The sequence below is a fragment of the Streptomyces sp. NPDC104831 genome (assembly GCF_055583025.1).
Genome location: NZ_JBVJOT010000101.1, coordinates 1 through 17,724 on the forward strand (window position 1 = coordinate 1; position 17,724 = coordinate 17,724).

At 73.2% G+C, this 17,724-nt stretch carries 17 protein-coding genes and 1 rRNA gene; 15 read left to right on the forward strand and 3 right to left on the reverse strand.

Going from position 1 to position 17,724, the window contains the following annotated elements:
• The 10 genes from rrf to ACZ63H_RS36970 all read left to right on the forward strand — a co-directional run.
• Window positions 1–68, forward strand: a 5S ribosomal RNA gene (rrf, locus tag ACZ63H_RS36925); the annotation flags it as partial.
• A gap of 72 nt (window positions 69–140) precedes the next feature.
• Window positions 141–785, forward strand: a complete 645-nt coding sequence (locus ACZ63H_RS36930; protein WP_469872742.1) for an HAD family hydrolase — start codon at window positions 141–143, stop codon at window positions 783–785.
• A 91-nt stretch (window positions 786–876) separates the two neighbouring features.
• Window positions 877–1,620 carry a VC0807 family protein gene (locus ACZ63H_RS36935; protein ID WP_469872744.1) on the forward strand — a complete coding sequence of 248 codons (744 nt, stop codon included), beginning with the start codon at window positions 877–879 and terminating at the stop codon, window positions 1,618–1,620.
• A gap of 23 nt (window positions 1,621–1,643) precedes the next feature.
• Window positions 1,644–2,876, forward strand: coding sequence for an MFS transporter (locus ACZ63H_RS36940; RefSeq protein WP_469872746.1), 1,233 nt, complete (start codon window positions 1,644–1,646; stop codon window positions 2,874–2,876).
• The gene (locus ACZ63H_RS36945; protein WP_469872748.1) at window positions 2,827–3,999 is read left to right on the forward strand and encodes an acetoin utilization protein AcuC; all 1,173 of its coding nucleotides are present in this window, start codon (window positions 2,827–2,829) and stop codon (window positions 3,997–3,999) included. The genes ACZ63H_RS36940 and ACZ63H_RS36945 overlap by 50 nt, the downstream gene beginning before the upstream one ends.
• A gap of 436 nt (window positions 4,000–4,435) precedes the next feature.
• Entirely contained in the window at window positions 4,436–5,269 is an 834-nt protein-coding gene (locus tag ACZ63H_RS36950; protein WP_469872750.1) for a phosphatase, read from the forward strand.
• 129 nt (window positions 5,270–5,398) lie between these two features.
• Window positions 5,399–5,611, forward strand: coding sequence for a helix-turn-helix domain-containing protein (locus ACZ63H_RS36955; protein ID WP_469872752.1), 213 nt, complete (start codon window positions 5,399–5,401; stop codon window positions 5,609–5,611).
• Window positions 5,612–5,746: 135 nt separating this feature from the next.
• Window positions 5,747–5,845: a 30S ribosomal protein bS22 gene (locus ACZ63H_RS36960; protein WP_003948845.1), complete on the forward strand. Its 99-nt coding sequence runs from the start codon at window positions 5,747–5,749 to the stop codon at window positions 5,843–5,845.
• A 230-nt stretch (window positions 5,846–6,075) separates the two neighbouring features.
• Window positions 6,076–7,137 (forward strand): NAD-dependent epimerase/dehydratase family protein, encoded by a 1,062-nt coding sequence (locus ACZ63H_RS36965; RefSeq protein WP_469872754.1) that lies wholly within the window; start codon window positions 6,076–6,078, stop codon window positions 7,135–7,137.
• 14 nt (window positions 7,138–7,151) lie between these two features.
• Window positions 7,152–8,216, forward strand: a complete 1,065-nt coding sequence (locus tag ACZ63H_RS36970; protein ID WP_469872756.1) for a lysophospholipid acyltransferase family protein — start codon at window positions 7,152–7,154, stop codon at window positions 8,214–8,216.
• 90 nt (window positions 8,217–8,306) lie between these two features.
• Here ACZ63H_RS36970 and ACZ63H_RS36975 read toward each other — a convergent pair whose 3' ends face one another.
• From ACZ63H_RS36975 to ACZ63H_RS36985, 3 genes are all read right to left on the reverse strand, one after another.
• On the reverse strand, window positions 8,307–9,545 hold the full coding sequence (locus ACZ63H_RS36975) for a DUF5667 domain-containing protein (RefSeq protein ID WP_469872758.1): 1,239 nt from the start codon (window positions 9,543–9,545) through the stop codon (window positions 8,307–8,309).
• 260 nt (window positions 9,546–9,805) lie between these two features.
• The gene (locus ACZ63H_RS36980; RefSeq protein WP_469872760.1) at window positions 9,806–10,585 is read right to left on the reverse strand and encodes an ECF subfamily RNA polymerase sigma factor, BldN family; all 780 of its coding nucleotides are present in this window, start codon (window positions 10,583–10,585) and stop codon (window positions 9,806–9,808) included.
• Between the two features lie 295 nt (window positions 10,586–10,880).
• Complete coding sequence (locus ACZ63H_RS36985) at window positions 10,881–11,795, reverse strand: HAD family hydrolase (protein ID WP_469872762.1); 915 nt, start codon at window positions 11,793–11,795, stop codon at window positions 10,881–10,883.
• 93 nt (window positions 11,796–11,888) lie between these two features.
• Between ACZ63H_RS36985 and ACZ63H_RS36990 the strand changes: the two genes are divergently transcribed.
• The 5 genes from ACZ63H_RS36990 (at window position 11,889) to ACZ63H_RS37010 (ending at window position 17,592) form a co-directional block, all read left to right on the forward strand.
• Window positions 11,889–12,170: a glutaredoxin family protein gene (locus ACZ63H_RS36990; RefSeq protein ID WP_469872764.1), complete on the forward strand. Its 282-nt coding sequence runs from the start codon at window positions 11,889–11,891 to the stop codon at window positions 12,168–12,170.
• A 280-nt stretch (window positions 12,171–12,450) separates the two neighbouring features.
• A complete protein-coding gene (locus ACZ63H_RS36995) occupies window positions 12,451–13,215 on the forward strand; it encodes a redox-sensing transcriptional repressor Rex (protein ID WP_469872766.1) in 765 nt (254 codons plus the stop codon).
• Window positions 13,212–14,891 carry a glutamyl-tRNA reductase gene (locus tag ACZ63H_RS37000; RefSeq protein WP_469872768.1) on the forward strand — a complete coding sequence of 560 codons (1,680 nt, stop codon included), beginning with the start codon at window positions 13,212–13,214 and terminating at the stop codon, window positions 14,889–14,891. Before ACZ63H_RS36995 ends, ACZ63H_RS37000 begins: the two co-directional genes overlap by 4 nt.
• The gene (gene hemC / locus ACZ63H_RS37005) at window positions 14,888–15,883 is read left to right on the forward strand and encodes a hydroxymethylbilane synthase (protein WP_467932740.1); all 996 of its coding nucleotides are present in this window, start codon (window positions 14,888–14,890) and stop codon (window positions 15,881–15,883) included. Before ACZ63H_RS37000 ends, hemC begins: the two co-directional genes overlap by 4 nt.
• Window positions 15,880–17,592, forward strand: a complete 1,713-nt coding sequence (locus ACZ63H_RS37010; RefSeq protein WP_469872770.1) for a bifunctional uroporphyrinogen-III C-methyltransferase/uroporphyrinogen-III synthase — start codon at window positions 15,880–15,882, stop codon at window positions 17,590–17,592. The genes hemC and ACZ63H_RS37010 overlap by 4 nt, the downstream gene beginning before the upstream one ends.
• Window positions 17,593–17,724 lie beyond the last annotated feature (132 nt).

The following is a 17,724-nucleotide window of genomic DNA, read 5'->3' on the forward strand; positions in this document are numbered from 1 at the left end:
AAGCTAAGCCTCACAGCGCCGATGGTACTGCAGGGGGGACCCTGTGGGAGAGTAGGACACCGCCGAACAATTTTTGGGGAAACCCCCGCACCTTCCGGTGCGGGGGTTTTCTGCGTTCCGGGTCAATTAAGGTCTACGGCATGCGCTATGACCTCGTCATCTTCGACAACGACGGTGTCCTCGTGGACAGCGAGCCGATATCCAACCGGCTGCTGGCCGCCTATCTCACCGAGCTGGGGCACCCGACTTCGTACGAGGACTCCATCCGCGACTACATGGGCTCGGCGATGCACCGCGTCCACGACCTGGTGCTGGAGCGCACGGGCCGGCGGCTGCCGGAGGAGTTCGACGAGATCTTCCACGCCCGGGTGTTCGCCGCCTTCGAGCGGGAGCTGCGGCCCGTGCCCGGGGTGACCGGCGTCCTGGAGAAGCTGGCCGCGGACGGGGTGCCGTACTGCGTGGCCTCCTCCGGGAGCCACGAGCGGATACGGGTGGGGCACCGCACGACCGGGCTCGACCGGTGGTTCACGGACGAGCGGATCTTCAGCTCGGAGGACGTCGGGCGGGGCAAGCCGGCGCCGGACCTGTTCCTGCACGCGGCCCGGCGGATGGGCGTGGCCCCCGGGCGATGCGTGGTCGTGGAGGACTCCCCCCTGGGCGTCCAGGCCGCCGTGGCGGCCGGGATGGACGTGTACGGGTTCACCGCGATGACACCGGCGGAGCGGCTCGCGGGCGCCGGGCACCTCTTCTCCCGCATGGAGGAGCTGACCGGCCTGCTGGGATGACCGCGGCGGCCGACCGGCCTGACATTTGTCACCCGGACCTCCGGACGATCGTGCCTACTGCCGGACCCCGCCCCGCGGCGAAGCTGAGGGCATGACGAAGACCACGGGGAACCAGGACCGGCAGCCGGGCGCGGCGGACCACGTCAAGCCGCTGCTCGTCGACATCGCCGCGCCGCTCGGCGCCTACTACCTCTGCAAGGACGCCCTCGGCACGAGCACCCTGACCGCGCTCGCCCTGAGCAGCGTGGTGCCCGCCGTGCGGGTCGTGTCCTCGGTGGTGCGCGAGCGGCGGATCAACGGGCCGGCCGCCCTGATCCTCGCCGTCAACGTCGTCTCGCTCGTGCTGAGCCTCGTCTCCGGCGACCCGCGGTTGATGCTCGCCAAGGACGGCGCCGTCGGCAGCACGGTGGCGTTCGGCGTCCTGCTGTCCGTGGCGCTCGGCAGGCCCATGATGAGCACGGTCGTGAAGCCCTTCCTGGTCAAGGGCGATGCGGCCCGCGAGGCCGCCTGGGCGCGGCTCGCGGCGGGCACGGCGGCCGGCTCGGAGCGGTTCCGGCGCAAGGAGCGGCTGTTCTCCCTGCTGTGGGGCGGCGGGCTGCTGCTGGAGTGCGCGGCCCGGATCACCGGCGCCTACACGGTGCCCGTGGACACCATGGTGTGGCTGGGTACGGTCGTCGTGATGACGGTCCTGACGGTCACCTTCATGGTGAGCGGCGCACTGGCCGCGGGACCGATGGGCCGGCTGGTCACCGCCGAGACCGGGGCCGCCGTGCCCGCCCCCCTGCGGACGGAAACTGAGCGGAATTCACCTTTGGCTGGATCTACCCACAGGTAGTCCGGGGCCCTACCCTCGCCGCCATGACTGATGTGCTGCGGCGCGGCAGGGCCTCGCTGGCGTTCGGCTTCTTCGCCCAGGGCGTCGCCTTTGCCCTGCTGGTGACGCGCATCCCGGCCGTCCAGGACCGGTACGGCGTCTCCGACGCGCTGCTCCCGGTCTTCCTGGCTGCGGTCCCCGTCCTCGCCGGGGTCGGCAGCGTGGCCACCGAGCGGCTGGTGCGGCGGGTCCGGCCGAGCCGGGTGCTGCGCTGGTCCCAGCCGGTGGTGCTGCTGGCGCTGCTCGGGGTCGGGGCGGGCGGGCCCGGGCAGGTGGCCGCGCTGGCGGTGGCGCTGGGCGCCTTCGGCCTGGCGGTGGGCGCGCTGGACGCGTCCATGAACATGCTCGGCGTCAGCCTCCAGCGGTCGTACGGGCGCAGCATCATGCTCGGCTTCCACGCCGTCTACAGCCTGGGCGGGATCGTCGGGGCCTCGCTGGCCTGGGCCGGGGCACACTGGCAGCTCGCACTGTGGGTGTCGTACCTGCCGGTGGTGGCGGTGCTGCTGCCGGCGGCGCTGCTGGGGAGCCGGTGGTACGTCGACGGGGCGCCCGCGCCGGCGCGGGACGACCGGGCGGACGGCGGCGGGGCCGCGTTCACGCTGCTGCTGCCGCTGTGCCTGGTGATGACCTTCGCCTACATCGGGGACTCCACCGTCTCCAACTGGAGCGCGAAGTACCTGAAGGACGTGCTGGGCGGGTCGGAGCAGCTGGCGACGGTGCCGTACAACGTGTACATGGTGACCACGCTGGCGGGCCGGGCCGTCGGGGACCTCGGGGTGCGGCGGTTCGGGGCGGCGGCGGTCGTCCGGCTCGGGGCGCTGGTCGCGGCGGGCGGGTTCGCGGTGGTGGCGCTGGCGCCCGGCGCGTGGGTGGGGATGCTCGGGTTCACGCTGCTCGGGCTCGGGCTGTGCGTGCTGGTGCCGCAGACCTTCGCGGCGGCCGGCCGGCACGCGTTCGAACAGCACGGTCCGGGGGCCTCGGACGCGGCGATCGCGCGGCTGAACATCTTCAACTACGTGGGCTTCCTGATCGGTTCGCCGCTGGTGGGTGCCCTGGGGGACGCCTGGAGCTACCGGGGCGCCATGCTCGTGCCGATGGTGTTGGTACTGGTGACACTGGGGTACGCCAGGTCGTTCGCGGCTCAACCGGACCGATACGGTGGCGGGCATGAGCGGCCGCGCACAGCTGATGTGGGACGAGGCAGTAACGGGCTATGACTTCGGTCCGAGCCATCCGATGGATCCGGTCCGGCTGGAGCTGACCCGTCGGCTGGTCGGGGCCTTCGGGCTGGACCGGGAGCTGGCGGTCGTCGCGGCGAAACCGGCCGGCGAGTCGACGCTGCGGCTGGTCCACCGGGAGGACTACATCGACGCGGTGAAGGCCGCGTCGGCGGACCCGGCGGGCGCCGACGGCTCGTACGGGCTCGGCACGCTCGACGATCCGGCGTTCGCCGGCATGCACGAGGTGTCCGCGCTGATCGCGGGTCAGTCGGTGGGGGCGGCCGAGGCGGTGTGGCGGGGGGACGCCGAGCACGCGGTGAACTTCGCGGGCGGGCTGCACCACGCGATGCCGGGTGGTGCGTCCGGGTTCTGCGTCTACAACGACGCGTCCCTCGCGATCGCGCGGCTGCTGGAACTGGGCGCCGAGCGGGTCGCCTACGTGGACGTCGACGTGCACCACGGGGACGGGGTGCAGGCCGCGTTCTGGGAGGACCCCCGGGTGCTGACGATCTCGCTGCACGAGCATCCCGGCACGCTGTTCCCGGGGACCGGGTGGCCGCAGGAGACGGGCGCGGGCGCGGGGGAGGGCGCGGCGGTGAACGTGGCGCTGCCCGCCGGCACCGGGGACGCGGGGTGGCTGCGGGCGTTCCACGCGGTGGTGCCGGAGCTGCTCGCCGCCTTCCGGCCGCAGGTCCTGGTCTCCCAGCACGGCGCCGACACCCACTTCGAGGACCCGCTCGCCCACCTGGCCGTCTCGCTGGACGCGCAGCGGGCGGTGCAGCTGGCGTGCCACGAGCTGGCGCACGCCCACGCGGACGGCAAGTGGGTCGCCCTCGGCGGTGGCGGATACGCGGTCGTGGACGTCGTGCCCCGGTCCTGGACGCACCTCGTGGGCATCGCGGCGGGCAAGCCGCTGGAACCGGAGTCGGTGATCCCCGAGAGCTGGCGGCAGGAGGTCTTCGCCCGGACCCGGCAGCCGGGTCCGCGGCGGATGACGGACGGGCGCCGGCCGGTGGAGTACGGCGCGTGGGAGTCGGGTTACGACCCGGCCGACCGCATCGACCAGGCGATCCTGGCGACCCGCCGAGCGGCGTTCCCCCTGCGCGGCCTGCTGCCGTAAGACCTGCCGGGACCCCCGCCGGGAGCGCCCCTCGCGGACCCCCGCCCGGGGCCCGCGCCGAAGTGCCGGCCGTGCGCGCCCTGCGGTTCGCGGGTCCGGGGTGCGCGTCGGGGCTCGGGGCGGGTACGTCCTGCGGTGCGTGGCCGGGGCGCCCGCTGTCCGGAGTGCCGGCCGTGCGCGTCGCGCGCCCCGTGGCTCGTGGGTCCGCGCCCGTGTCGGAGTTCCGGATGCGCAGGCCCTGCGGTGCGTCGGAGACCGGCCGGGCGAGTGCCCGTCGCGGTGCCTGCCGTGGGCGCCCTGGGACGCGGGGCGGGTGACGGGCGTCCGCCGCGCCCGCCGCCCGTGCCGCGGGCCGGGAGGCCGGGCGTGGAGGGCCTGTCCGGCCGTTGGGCCATCCGCGCGCAATCCCGGTGTTTCCGCCCCGGCCCCGCCCCCGATGGGTCACCATCGCTCCGTGTCGTCCTCCGCCCGGCTCCGTGCCCATCTGGTGGCCGTTCGGCTGGCCGGGGTGGTGGCGACCTCGCGGGAGGAAAGCCTGCGCAGCTACCGGCTGTTCGCCGCCCGGGATCCGCGCGCGCTGATCGGGATCGACCCGGAAGGCGCCTGGGGGTTCGGGGACCTGCTCGCCCTGATGGCGCGGACGTGCGGGGTCTCGGCCGACCCCCGGCACACGAGCGGACCGGACGTGATCGACCCGGAGCGGACGCTCGCCGCCCTCGACGCCTTCGCCGGGCGGATCCGGAAGGCGGCCCGGCGTGGCACTCCGGTGCTGTTCGGCACCGGGCACCCGGGGCGGTTGCTGGGGTTCTACGCCGCTCTGGCGGACGCGCTGTCGGCGGCGGGATGTGAGGTCCTCACCCCCGCGCAGGGTCGTTGTGTCGACATATTGACCCGGTTCGGTCTACGTCCGCATCGCCTCGACTACGTACGAGGGGTTGCCCTGATGCGGGAACCGGCGAGCGGGCGCCCCGGTTGTGAGCCGGGTGCCCACACCCACTCGCCGCTCCCGGTTCGGGTCGCGCTGGAGGCCGCCGCCGAGGCCGGAGGGCCGCTTCCGGAGCTGGTCGTCGGCGATCACGGATGGGTCTGCGGCGCAGGTCAGCTGGGGTTCGAGGCCATCGGGCTGGCCGACACCGACGACCCCGCGCCGTTCGTCGGGGAGGCCGAGGGGCGGGTGTCCGTCGTCGTTCCGGTTGATGACGCAGTGCGGTCTGCTCACTACCGCCCGCTGGCCCGCTACGTGCTCAATCGGGCCCGCTTGTCACAGTAGGCCGCCGATGGGTGCACCTCTTCCCCACTCGCATCACCCGCCCCTAGTCTGGGGAGTGAGCACGCAACGACGAAGAGTCACCGGAAGGGGAAGCCGGTGGCCGTCGAGTGCGGAAGGTTCAGGTGTGTCATGGCTGCAGCTGGCGAGAGGCCTCTGAACGAGGTTCAGTTCCTTACCGTGGCGGAAGTCGCCTCGGTGATGCGAGTGTCCAAGATGACCGTGTACCGCCTGGTGCACAGCGGTCATCTGCCCGCGATCCGGGTGGGGCGGTCCTTCCGCGTCCCGGAGCAAGCGGTACACGAGTACCTCCGCGACAGCTTTGTGGGGGTGGAGACGGCCTGACGGCGACCCCCGGGCGACCGGGGGAGACCCCTCGATTACGACCTCGGCGCTCGGTTGGGTAGGCTAGCCCCTCGTAGGTCGTGTGGGCCCATGGCGCCCAAACAACCGAGTGATGAGAAGTGAGCGAGGGTAGTCGTGGGCTCTGTTATCAAGAAGCGGCGCAAGCGGATGGCCAAGAAGAAGCACCGCAAGCTGCTCAAGCGCACGCGCGTTCAGCGTCGCAACAAGAAGTAGGCGGTCCCCCGCGCGAGCGGGGTGATCGCGAGCGACGCCGCGAAAGCGTGGCACCTGTGGCCCCCCACCAGCAGTGGTGGGGGGCCACAGGCATGTTCCGGGCGTGTGCCGACGGGGGAAATTCCGTCCCCCCGCGCACCGGGGGTCCTCCCACCGCGCCGCCGACCGGCTAGGTTGGCCGCACACGGGGAACGCGGGGTACCGGTTACGCGGGAAGGAGGGCGCTGATCTTGGGAAGGGTCGTGCTCGTCACCGGAGTCGCCCGGCAGCTCGGCGGCCGGTTCGTGCGGCGGATCCTGCGGGACCCGGAGGTGGACCGGGTGATCGCCGTGGACGCGGTGCCGCCGGCGCACCACCTGGGCGGCGCCGACTTCGTCCAGACCGACATCCGGCAGCCGACGATCGCCCGGGTGCTGGCCGAGACGGGGGCCGACACGGTCGTCCACCTGGACGTGACCGGCACCGCGCTGGGCGGCGGCAGCCGGGCCACGGTCAAGGAGACCAACGTCATCGGCACCATGCAACTGCTCGGTGCCTGCCAGAAGTCGCCGGCCGTGCGCCGGCTGGTGGTGAAGTCCAGCACGAACGTCTACGGCTCCGCGCCGCGCGACCCGGCCGTGTTCACCGAGACCACCCCGGCCAAGTCGCTGCCCAGCGGCGGTTTCGCGAAGGACGCCGTCGAGGTGGAGGGGTACGTGCGCGGGTTCGCGCGGCGGCGGCCGGATGTCGCCGTGTGCGTGCTGCGGTTCGCCAACATCCTCGGCCCCACCGTGGACACCCCGCTCGCCTCCTACTTCTCGCTGCCCGTCCTGCCGACCGTGTTCGGCTACGACCCGCGGCTGCAGTTCGTGCACGAGGACGATGTGATCGAGGTGCTGCGGATCGCCTCGCACGAGCCGCGCCGGGGCAGCCTCAACAGCGGCACCTTCAACATCGCCGGGGACGGCGTGCTGCTGCTCTCGCAGTGCTCCAGGCGGCTCGGGCGGCCCACCGTGCCGCTGCTGCTGCCCGCGGTCACCTGGGCCGGCTCCCTGGTGCGTACGCTCGGTATGACGGACTTCTCGCCGGAGCAGATCCGGCTGCTCACCCACGGGCGGGTGGTGGACACCGGGCAGATGCGCGAGACGCTGGGCTTCGCCCCCCGCTACACGACGGCCGGGACGTTCGCGGACTTCGCGCGCGCCCTGGGCCCCGGGCTGCTGCCGCCGGAGGCCCTCGCGGGGGCCGTCGACCGGGTCGCCGCGCTGTCCACGAGGGCGGCCGGTCACCCCCAGACGCACAGCGCCAACTGAGGAGAGCGGCAACGATGGCGGACGCCAAGGTCATTCCGTTCGATGACGACCGGTCCCGGGGGAGCGCCGCACAGCGCCAGGCACGGCGGCGCGGCGGGAGCGGCCGGCGCGGCGCGCTCGGCGAGCCGGGCGGGCGGGGCGCGGTCCAGCCGCTGCCGGGCCGGGAGCGGGCAGGGGAGGACGAGCCGGTGGACCGTGCGGAGGAGCCGGTGCGGCCCCCGGAGCAGGGCGGGCAGGACGGCGGCCTGGAACGGCGGGTGGCGGCCGGGCTGGCCTTCCTGCGGCGCCGGCTCACCGGGGACTACGAGGTCGACGACTTCGGCTACGACGAGGAGCTGACCGACCAGGTCCTGATGTCGCTGCTGCGGCCGGTGTACGAGAAGTACTTCCGGGTCGAGGTGAAGGGCGTCGAGAACATCCCGGCCGAGGGCGGGGCGCTGATCGTCGCCAACCACTCCGGGACGCTGCCGCTGGACGGCCTGATGATGCAGGTGGCCGTGCACGACCACCACCCCGCCGGCCGGCACCTGCGGCTGCTCGCGGCCGACCTGGTCTTCGCGCTGCCGGTGGTCAACGAGCTGGCCCGCAAGCTGGGGCACACCCTGGCCTGCGCGGAGGACGCGGAACGGCTGCTGGGCCAGGGCGAGCTGGTCGGGGTGATGCCGGAGGGCTTCAAGGGCATCGGCAAACCCTTCGGCGAGCGCTACAAGCTCCAGCGGTTCGGCCGGGGCGGCTTCGTCTCCACGGCACTGCGGCAGGGCGTGCCGATCGTGCCCTGCTCGATCGTCGGGGCGGAGGAGATCTACCCGATGATCGGCAACGCCAAGACGCTGGCCCGGGTGCTGGGCATCCCGTACTTCCCGCTGACGCCGACGTTCCCGTGGCTCGGCCCGCTGGGCGCGATCCCGCTGCCGACGAAGTGGACGATCCAGTTCGGCGAGCCGATCCCGACGGACGGCTATCCGCCGGAGGCCGCCGAGGACCCGATGCTGATGTTCAACCTGACCGACCAGGTGCGCGAGCAGATCCAGCACACGCTGTACAAGCTGCTGGTGCAGCGGCGGTCGGTGTTCTTCTGAACGGTCTTCCCGGAGGTTTCCCCGGGATCTCGTGAGGGGCGTACGGCTGCGGGGGCGTCCCTGCTCGGAAAGGGGCGCCCCCGCAGCGGGCTAGTCCTGTTCCTCGCCTTCGATGCCGAGGCCGGGGAGCAGGTCGGGGATGAGCGGCGGGATGGTGACGTCGGGCTGGGCCGACGGGGACTTGCCGGCGGACGGGGAGCTGCCCGTGGTGCCGGTCTTCGGCGGGTCGAGCAGGCCGCCGGTGCCACCGCCGAGGAGTCCCTCGCCGCCGCTGCCGGTCGCCGGGTCGCTCGGCGCGTCCGTGCCGGAGTGCCGGCCGGGGGACGGGGTGTGGCCGGGGGAGCCGGGCGGCGCCGACCGGTGGGTGCCCGAGGAGTCGGTGGCCGACGGGCCCGAGCCGGCGCCCGGGTGCCGGTCCCCGCCGGGCCGGGGCGGCTGCTGCGGGAGCAGCGACTGCAGCGGGGCGACCTCTTCGTCTATGGCGTCGAAGACCGAGGACACCTGCTGTTTGACGTCGCCGAGCTGGACGGGCAGCTTGTCGCTGAGCGCGCTCCACGCCTCGCGGTGGGACCGGGAGAAGGCGGACAGCGCCTGGATGGGGCCGAGGGAGTCCGGATCGGCTTCGTACGCCGCGTGGAGCAGCCGGTGGCCCTCGGTGACGTCGTGCCGCATCCCCGCCAGGGTGCGGCGGATCTCGCCGATGGACTCGTGGTCCAGGTGGCCGCCCCGGCCGCGCTCCAGCAGCCGCCGGGCCTCGCCGAGCCGGGTGGAGGCCTGGTCGAGGTAGGTCTGGCCGCGCTGGTCGTCGCCGTCGGTCAGGTAGTTGAGCCTGAAGTCCTCGATGCCGCGCTTCAGGCCGTACAGCGAGTCGCCGGGCAGGGCGTCGGAGCTGGCGGCGGCGACCCCGCCGAAGGCCCCGGCGGCCACGCCGACGCTGAGCCCGCCGGCCGCGAGCCCCTTGGTGAGCCTGGTGCGCGGGCGGAACCTGCCGAGCGTTCCCGCCCGGTGCGCGCCCCTCGCCCGGGCGGAGCGCTGTTCCGGCACGGACGGGTCCGCCGCCCCGGTCCCCTCCTGGAGCATGGCCTCCATCGCGGCCACCAACTGGGCCCGCTGGACGACCTTGACCTCCGGGTCGAGCTGCGGCCGGGGCAGCGCGCCGAGCCCCGCCGCCAGGGCCAGCAGCTCGCCCTGTTCGGTCCGCTCCTCGGCGGTCGGCGGGGAACCCGCCGGGCCTTCGGACTGCTCGGCCGCCGTGTCCCGGTCGGACTGCTCCTCCAGGGCCTGGGCGAAGGCGTTCGCCCGCCGGTGCGCCGATACGTTCGCGATCACTGGCGGCACCTCCTCTCGTCATGACGGTCGACTCCCCAGGGGGTCCTGAGGGTTGCACGTCCACGAGCGCGTCCCCGGATCGGGTGATCGGGGACGGCCGGGACGTGACCACAGGGAGCCTGTATCCCGCACAACGAGTGGCGCGGCACTTGGGTTACGGACGGCGGGCGAGCGGTTCGGAAAGACAACACGCCGTCACCTGGCGTGAGTTGAGCGTCGCCCACCGTGGCCGCGACCGTCGGGAGCCCGCCGTCGTCCGCTCAGCGGACGTCGTCCGGCAGCAGCCGGGCGAGGGTGCGCACGGCGCGGTACTGGAGGGTCTTGATGGCGCCCTCGTTCTTGCCCATGACCCGGGCGGTCTCGGCGACCGAGAGGCCCTGGAGGAAGCGGAGCGTCACGCACTCCTGCTGTTGTGGGTTGAGCCGCCGTACCGCGTCGAGCAGGGCGGCGTTGGACAGGGACTCCAGGACGGAGTCCTCCGGGGAGCGCTCGACCTCGTTGGCGTCGAGCATCTCGCCGGTGGTGACCTCCAGCCGGAAGCGGCTGGACTTGAAGTGGTCGGCGACCAGGTTCCGGGCGATGGTGACCAGCCAGGCGCCGAAGTCGCGGCCCTGCCAGGTGAACGTGCCGATCCTGCGCAGGGCCCGCAGAAAGGTCTCGCTGGTGAGGTCCTCGGCGGTGGCCCGGCCGCCGACGCGGTAGTAGATGTACCGGTAGACGGTGTCGCTGTACTGGTCGTAGAGGCGGCCGAAGGCTTCGGCCTCGCCGGACTGGGCGCGTTCGACGAGGTCCATCATGCGGGCGCTGTCGCTGTCGGCGGCCGGCCGGCGGGCGGTGGCCGGGCCGGTCGCACGCCCCCGTCTGCCGACGGCGGCGCCGCCGTCGGCCAGTGCGTAGCACGGGCCCGCGGGCGCGGCGGCTGCGAAGGCGGGGACGGCGTACGCGGGGGGGACGAAGCCGCGCAGTGTTTCCTTGACCGTCGCGACCGTTGCGCGCAGCGTAGCCAGGCCCGAGGTGTCAACCCCGACGTGTGGGTACACGGGACTCCCAGAGGCAGAGCTTCCATCACGTGCAGTGCGGGACCGTTCACCCGTCGTAGCGACGGAGGGGTACCGGTTTGCGTCTGAGGAGAATAACGCTTCGTACAGGCCCTGCTACACCGAGTTGCTCAAATCATCGATTGCGTCGCTTCTGCGGCTGTTTGATGCCGGGTCAGGTTCATGAAAATGATCGGTTCTTGAACGAAAAGAGGCGTGTTTCGATGAAGTACGGGGCGTGTTGAAATGGCCGCGGCATAATCGTGCGCGCGGACGGGAGTGCGGGACCGGCTCGCGGCTACCGGCGCCGCCGGCTCAGGGCGATCGCGGCCGCCGTGCCGCCGGCCACCGCGCCGACCCCGGCCGCCGCCGGGATGCCGACCTTCGCCGCCTTGCGGCCCGTGCGGTAGTCCCGCAGCCGCCAGTCCTGCTCGCGGGCGTGCCGGCGCAGCTTGGCGTCCGGGTTGACGGCGTAGGGGTGGCCGACCAGGGACAGCATCGGGATGTCGTTGTGGCTGTCGCTGTAGGCCGCGCAGCGGGAGAGGTCCAGCCCCTCGGCGGCGGCCAGCGCGCGCACCGCCTCCGCCTTGGCGGGCCCGTGCAGGGGCTCGCCGACCAGCCGGCCGGTGTAGACGCCGTCGACCGACTCGGCCACCGTGCCGAGGGCGCCGGTCAGGCCGAGGCGGCGGGCGATCACCTGGGCGATCTCCACCGGGGCCGCGGTGACCAGCCACACCTTCTGGCCCGCGTCCAGGTGGGCCTGGGCCAGGGCGCGGGTGCCGGGCCAGATGCGGTCGGCCATGTACTCGTCGTAGATCTCCTCGCCGATGGACTCCAGCTCGGCGACCCGGTGGCCCTTGACGATCGACAGCGCCGAGTCGCGGACGTCCTGCATGTGCTCGGGGTCCTCGACGCCGGCCAGCCGGAACCAGGTCTGCTGCCAGGCGAACCGGGCGAGGTCGCGGGTCTCGAAGAACTTCCGCTTGTACAGCCCCCGGCCGAAGTGGAAGAGCGCGGCGCCCTGCATCACCGTGTTGTCCAGGTCGAAGAAGGCGGCGGCCCGCACGTCGCCGAACACCGGGAACTGCGGTTCCTCGGGCGTGGCGGTCTCCAGCGAGGACTTGCGGGCGGCCTCCGCCGAGGCCTCGCCTGCCAACACGCTCCGCGCCGTGGCGGAGCGCCTACGGGGAGTGAGCCATCCGAGAGCGGCCATGACGCGAGCATAGCCACTGTGTCCGAAGGTTCCGGAGTCGAGAGGTTGGCGCGGTGTGAACGCCCGGCGAAGGGGGCGCCCGGGGGCGCGAGAATGGCCGGTATGAGTCCGCTCTTCCGACGCAAGGCAGAGCCGCGAGCGCGGCTGGTGACCCTGATCCGCAAGCCCGGCTGTCATCTGTGCGACGACGCGCAGCTGGTGGTCGAGAGGGTGTGCGGCGACCTCGGAGTGCCGTGGGAGCCGAAGGACATCACGCAGGACCGGGACCTCCACGACCGCTACTGGGAGCAGATCCCCGTCGTACTGATCGACGGTGAACAGCACACCTTCTGGCGCGTGAACGAGGAGCGACTGCGCCGGGCACTGACCGACTAGTCCAAACCGGTCGGAAAGTCGCTTAGGATCGACGGCGGTTTGGTCTCGGGGGCGGGATTCGTGAGGAGAGTGTGCGGTTTTGCCCCCAGTAACGAAGGAACGTCGGTGCGTGCGCGCCGGTTCCCGCTCCGGGTGTGAAACCGGCGTGACCCCGGTCACTTCTGCCGGGCAAATCGGACACCATCTTTGTGCACGCGTTCACAAAGACATAGCCTGCTGTCGACGGGGCGGTCTGGGGACGTATGACCGCCTACAGCCCCGCTCTACCCGCAGGAGCACCGTGGCAACTGGCCGAACACACCGACCGGCGACCCGTAGCCGAGGGATTCCCGAGGCCACCGTCGCCCGGCTTCCGCTGTACCTCCGAGCCCTGACCGCACTGTCGGAGCGCTCGGTCCCCACGGTCTCCTCCGAGGAGCTGGCCGCGGCGGCGGGAGTCAACTCCGCCAAGCTGCGCAAGGACTTCTCGTACCTGGGTTCCTACGGAACGCGCGGTGTCGGCTACGACGTGGAGTATCTCGTCTACCAGATCTCCCGCGAACTCGGCCTGACCCAGGACTGGCCGGTTGTCATCGTCGGCATCGGCAACCTCGGCGCCGCCCTGGCCAACTACGGCGGCTTCGCCTCCCGTGGCTTCCGGGTCGCCGCGCTGATCGACGCCGACCCCGCGATGGCCGGCAAGCCGGTCGCGGGCATCCCGGTGCGGCACACCGACGACCTCGAGAAGATCATCAAGGACAACGGGGTCTCCATCGGTGTGATCGCCACCCCGGCGGGCGCCGCCCAGCAGGTCTGCGACCGGCTCGTCGCCGCCGGTGTGACCTCCATCCTGAACTTCGCGCCGACCGTGCTGTCCGTCCCGGACGGCGTCGACGTGCGCAAGGTCGACCTCTCCATCGAGCTGCAGATCCTCGCGTTCCACGAGCAGCGCAAGGCCGGCGAGGAGACCCCCGCGGGCGACGGCGCCCTGCCCGCCGCCGCACCCCGCGAGACCGCCGCCGACCAGGGACCCGACGGGGACGTCCCCGCCGTGATGCCGGCATGAGCCTCCTCGTCGTAGGCCTCAGCCACCGCAGCGCCCCGGTCAGCGTGCTGGAGCGGGCCGCGCTGAGCGCGGACGCCCAGGTCAAGCTGGTCCAGGACACGGTCGCCGCCGAGCCCGCCACCGAGGCCGCGGTGCTCGCCACCTGCAACCGCATCGAGCTGTACGCCGACGTGGACAAGTTCCACGCCGGTGTCGCCGAGCTGTCCACGCTGCTCGCCCGGCACAGCGGGGTCGGCCTGGAGGAACTGACGCCGTACCTCTACGTGCACTACGAGGACCGGGCCGTCCACCACCTGTTCTCGGTGGCCTGCGGGCTGGACTCGATGGTCGTCGGCGAGGGCCAGATCCTCGGCCAGATCAAGGACTCCCTGGCCCGCGCCCAGGAGCTGCACACCGCCGGCAAGCTGCTGAACGACCTGTTCCAGCAGGCCCTGCGGGTCGGCAAGCGCGCCCACTCCGAGACCGGCATCGACCGCGCCGGCCAGTCCCTGGTCACCTTCGGCCTGGAGCAGCTGGCCGTCGGCCGGGCCGTGCCCGACTGGGCGCGCGGCAAGAAGGCGCTGGTCATCGGCGCCGGCTCGATGTCCTCCCTGGCCGCCGCCACGCTGGCGCGCGCCGGGGTCGCCGAGGTCGTCGTCGCCAACCGCACCTTCGAGCGCGCCGAGCGGCTCGCCGGGATCCTCATGGAGTCCGACGACAACGCGGTGACCGCCCGCGCGGTGCGCATGGACGCGGTGGCCGACGAACTGACACGTGCCGACGTCGTCGTCTCCTGTACCGGGGCGACGGGCCTGGTGCTCACGGCGGAGGCGGTCGCGCACGCGGTCGAGGGCCGCACCGGACACCCCGTCGCCGACACCGGCGCCCCGGCCGCGAGGCCCGCGGTCCCGCAGCGCCACACCGGCCTCGGCACCGACGACAACTGCCCGCTGGACCTGGCCGCCGTACAGCCCGGCTTCTCCCTCATGGGCGAGGCCGCCGTGGCCGGCATGGACGCGGCCACCCTGGAGCAGCACGCGGCCTGGGTCGCGGGCGGCAGCACGGCCGACCGCCGCGAGCGCCGCAGCCCCGAGGCGGACGCCGAGCTGATCACCGCGCTCGCCGCGACCGCCGCCACCGTCGGCCGGATCCCCGAGCGGCGCAGGCCGGAGCCGGTGGCCGAGCGCCCCGCGCCCTTCTTCTTCCTGCTCGACCTGGCCATGCCCCGCGACATCGACGCGGCCGTGCACCGGCTGGCCGGGGTCCGCCTGGTGGACATCGAGTCGCTGGCGGAGGCCTCCGCCGACGCGCCGATGGCCGCCGACGTGGACCAGGTCCGGCGCATCGTCGCCGACGAGGTCGCGGCCTTCGGTGCCGCGCTGCGGGCGGCGCACATCACGCCGACCGTGGTCGCGCTGCGCACCATGGCCGCCGACGTCGTCGCCAGTGAGCTGGCCCGCCTCCACGGCCGCCTGCCCGACCTGGACGAACGCCAGCGCGGCGAGATCCGGCAGACCGTGCACCGGGTCGTCGACAAGCTGCTGCACGCGCCGACCGTACGGGTCAAGCAGCTCGCGGCCGAGCCCGGCGGCGCCGGGTACGCGGACGCGCTGCGCACCCTGTTCGACCTCGAGCCCGAGACGGCCGTCTCCGGGGCCGGGAACAGCACGCGGAACAAGAACCGAGGGCCAGCATGAGTGAGAAGGCACTGCGGCTGGGGACCAGGCGGAGCAAGCTCGCCATGGCCCAGTCCGGGCAGGTGGCCGAGATCGTCCGCGAGGTGACCGGCCGGCCCGTCGAACTGGTCGAGATCACCACCTACGGCGATGTGTCCCGGCAGGCGCTGGCGCAGATCGGCGGCACCGGTGTGTTCGTCACCGCGCTGCGGGACGCGCTGCTCGGGGGCGAGGTCGACTTCGCGGTTCATTCGCTCAAGGACCTGCCGACCGCGCAGCCCGCGGAGCTGGTCCTGGCCGCCGTACCGGTGCGCGAGGACCCGCGGGACGTCATCGTCGCGCGCGACGCGCTGAAGCTCACCGACCTGCCGCGCGGCGCCCGCATCGGCACCGGCGCGCCGCGCCGCATGGCGCAGCTGAACGCGTACGCCCGCGCGCACGGACTGGACATCGAGACGGTCCCGATCCGCGGCAACGTCGACACCCGCATCCGGTACGTCCGCGACGGCGAGCTGGACGCGGTCGTGCTGGCCGCCGCCGGCCTCAACCGGATCGGCCGCATCGACGAGGTGACCGACTTCCTGTCGGTCGACACGGTTCTGCCCGCCCCCGGCCAGGGGGCCCTGGCGATCGAGTGCACCGCGGACAACGCGGAACTGATCGCCGCGCTAGGCGCGCTGGACGACCCGCTCACCCGGGCCGCCGTCACCGCCGAACGATCACTGCTCGCCGCCCTGGAGGCCGGTTGCAGCGCACCCGTAGGGGCGCTGGCCGACCTTCCCCCACTCTCGGCTCCGCTCGAGCGGGGGGACCCCCATGCCGACGGGCAGATTGTCAAGGAAATGCGCCTGCGCGGCGTCGTCGGCACGACCGACGGCACCCGCATGGTGCAGCTGTCCACCACCGGTCCCGTGCCCCAGACGCACGACCAGGCGTGGGCACTCGGTCGCGAACTCGCCACCGAGATGCTCGCCCAGGGCGCGGCCGGTCTGATGGGGGAGCGAGCACATTGAGCCCCACCGCCCTTCCTGCCGCCGGTCCGGAACACGGGCACGTCACCTTCCTCGGTGCCGGACCCGGGGATCCGGGACTGCTGACTCTGCGCGCCGTGGAGGCGCTGTCGAGCGCGGACGTCCTGGTCGCCGAGCACGAGGTGCTCGACGTCATCCGGACGCACGCCCGACAGGGCGTCTCCGTCGTGCAGACCGACGCCGACCCCTCTTCGGTCTCGCCGCCGGGCACGGGCACGCCCCAGCTGACGGTAGTTGACGGCACGTCAACACCCGCCGCTGTCCCGGGTGCTGCCCGGGATGCCGCTCATCTTGTCATGGAGGCCGCGCGGGGCGGCAGGCGGGTCGTGCGTGCGGTGTCCGGGGACCCGGGACTGGACACGTACGCGGCGGAGGAGATGCTCGCGTGCGCCGCGGCCGGGGTGCCCTTCGAGGTCGTCCCCGGGGTCGCGGCGGCGGTCGGCGTGCCCGCGTACGCCGGTGTGCCGCTGCGCGACGCCGACGGCGCGGACGTCCGCTTCGTGGACGCCCGGACCGCCTCCGAGCGGTGCTGGTCCGAGGTCGGCGCCTCCGACGGCACGGTGGTCGTCTCCACCACGCTGGACGCGGTGGCCGCCGCGGCGGCCGAGCTGGTCTCGGCGGGCCGCAAGCCGGACACCCCGCTGTCGGTGACGATCGCCGGCACGACGACCCGCCAGCGCACCTGGACGGCGACGCTCGGCACGATCGCGCAGACGCTGAAGCAGGCCAAGGTGCTGCCGTCGCCGGACGGCGGCCGGCCGGTGATAGCCGTGGTCGGCGAACGTTCCGCCGCGGCCCGGCGCGACCAGCTGTCGTGGTTCGAGTCCAAGCCGCTGTTCGGCTGGAAGGTGCTCGTGCCGCGGACCAAGGAGCAGGCGGCCTCGCTCTCCGACCAGCTGCGCTCCTACGGCGCGGTGCCGCACGAGGTGCCGACGATCGCCGTGGAGCCGCCGCGCACCCCGCAGCAGATGGAGCGGGCGGTCAAGGGCCTGGTCACCGGCCGGTACGAGTGGATCGCGTTCACGTCGGTCAACGCGGTGAAGGCGGTCCGGGAGAAGTTCGAGGAGTACGGCCTCGACGCGCGTGCCTTCGCGGGCATCAAGGTGGCGGCGGTGGGCGAGCAGACCGCCAGGGCGCTGGTCGCCTTCGGCGTGAAGCCGGACCTGGTGCCGAGCGGCGAGCAGTCGGCGGCCGGCCTCCTGGAGGACTGGCCCCCCTACGACCCGGTGTTCGACCCGATCGACCGCGTCTTCCTGCCGCGTGCCGACATCGCCACCGAGACCCTGGTGGCCGGGCTGATCGAGCTGGGCTGGGAGGTCGACGACGTCACGGCGTACCGCACCGTGCGGGCCTCGCCGCCGCCGGCGGAGACCCGTGAGGCGATCAAGGGCGGCGGCTTCGACGCGGTCCTGTTCACCTCCTCCTCCACGGTCCGCAACCTGGTCGGCATCGCGGGCAAGCCGCACAACGTGACGGTGATCGCCTGCATCGGCCCGGCCACGGCCAAGACCGCCGAGGAACACGGCCTGCGCGTCGACGTCATGGCCCCCGAGCCGTCCGTCCACAAGCTCGCCGAGGCCCTGGCCGACTTCGGCATGAAGCGCCGCGCCGCCGCCCTGGAGGCGGGCGACCCGGTGACCCGCCCGAGCGAGCGCCGCCCGGGGGCGCGCAGACGCCGCTCGACGACCTGAGACGGCACGGCCGGGGGGGGGGGGGGGGGGGGGGGGGGGGGGGCCCGGGGGGGGGGGGGGGGGGCGGGGGGGGGGGGGGGGAGGGGAAGGGTGGGGGGGGGGGGGGGGGGGGGAGGGGGGGGGGGAGAGGAT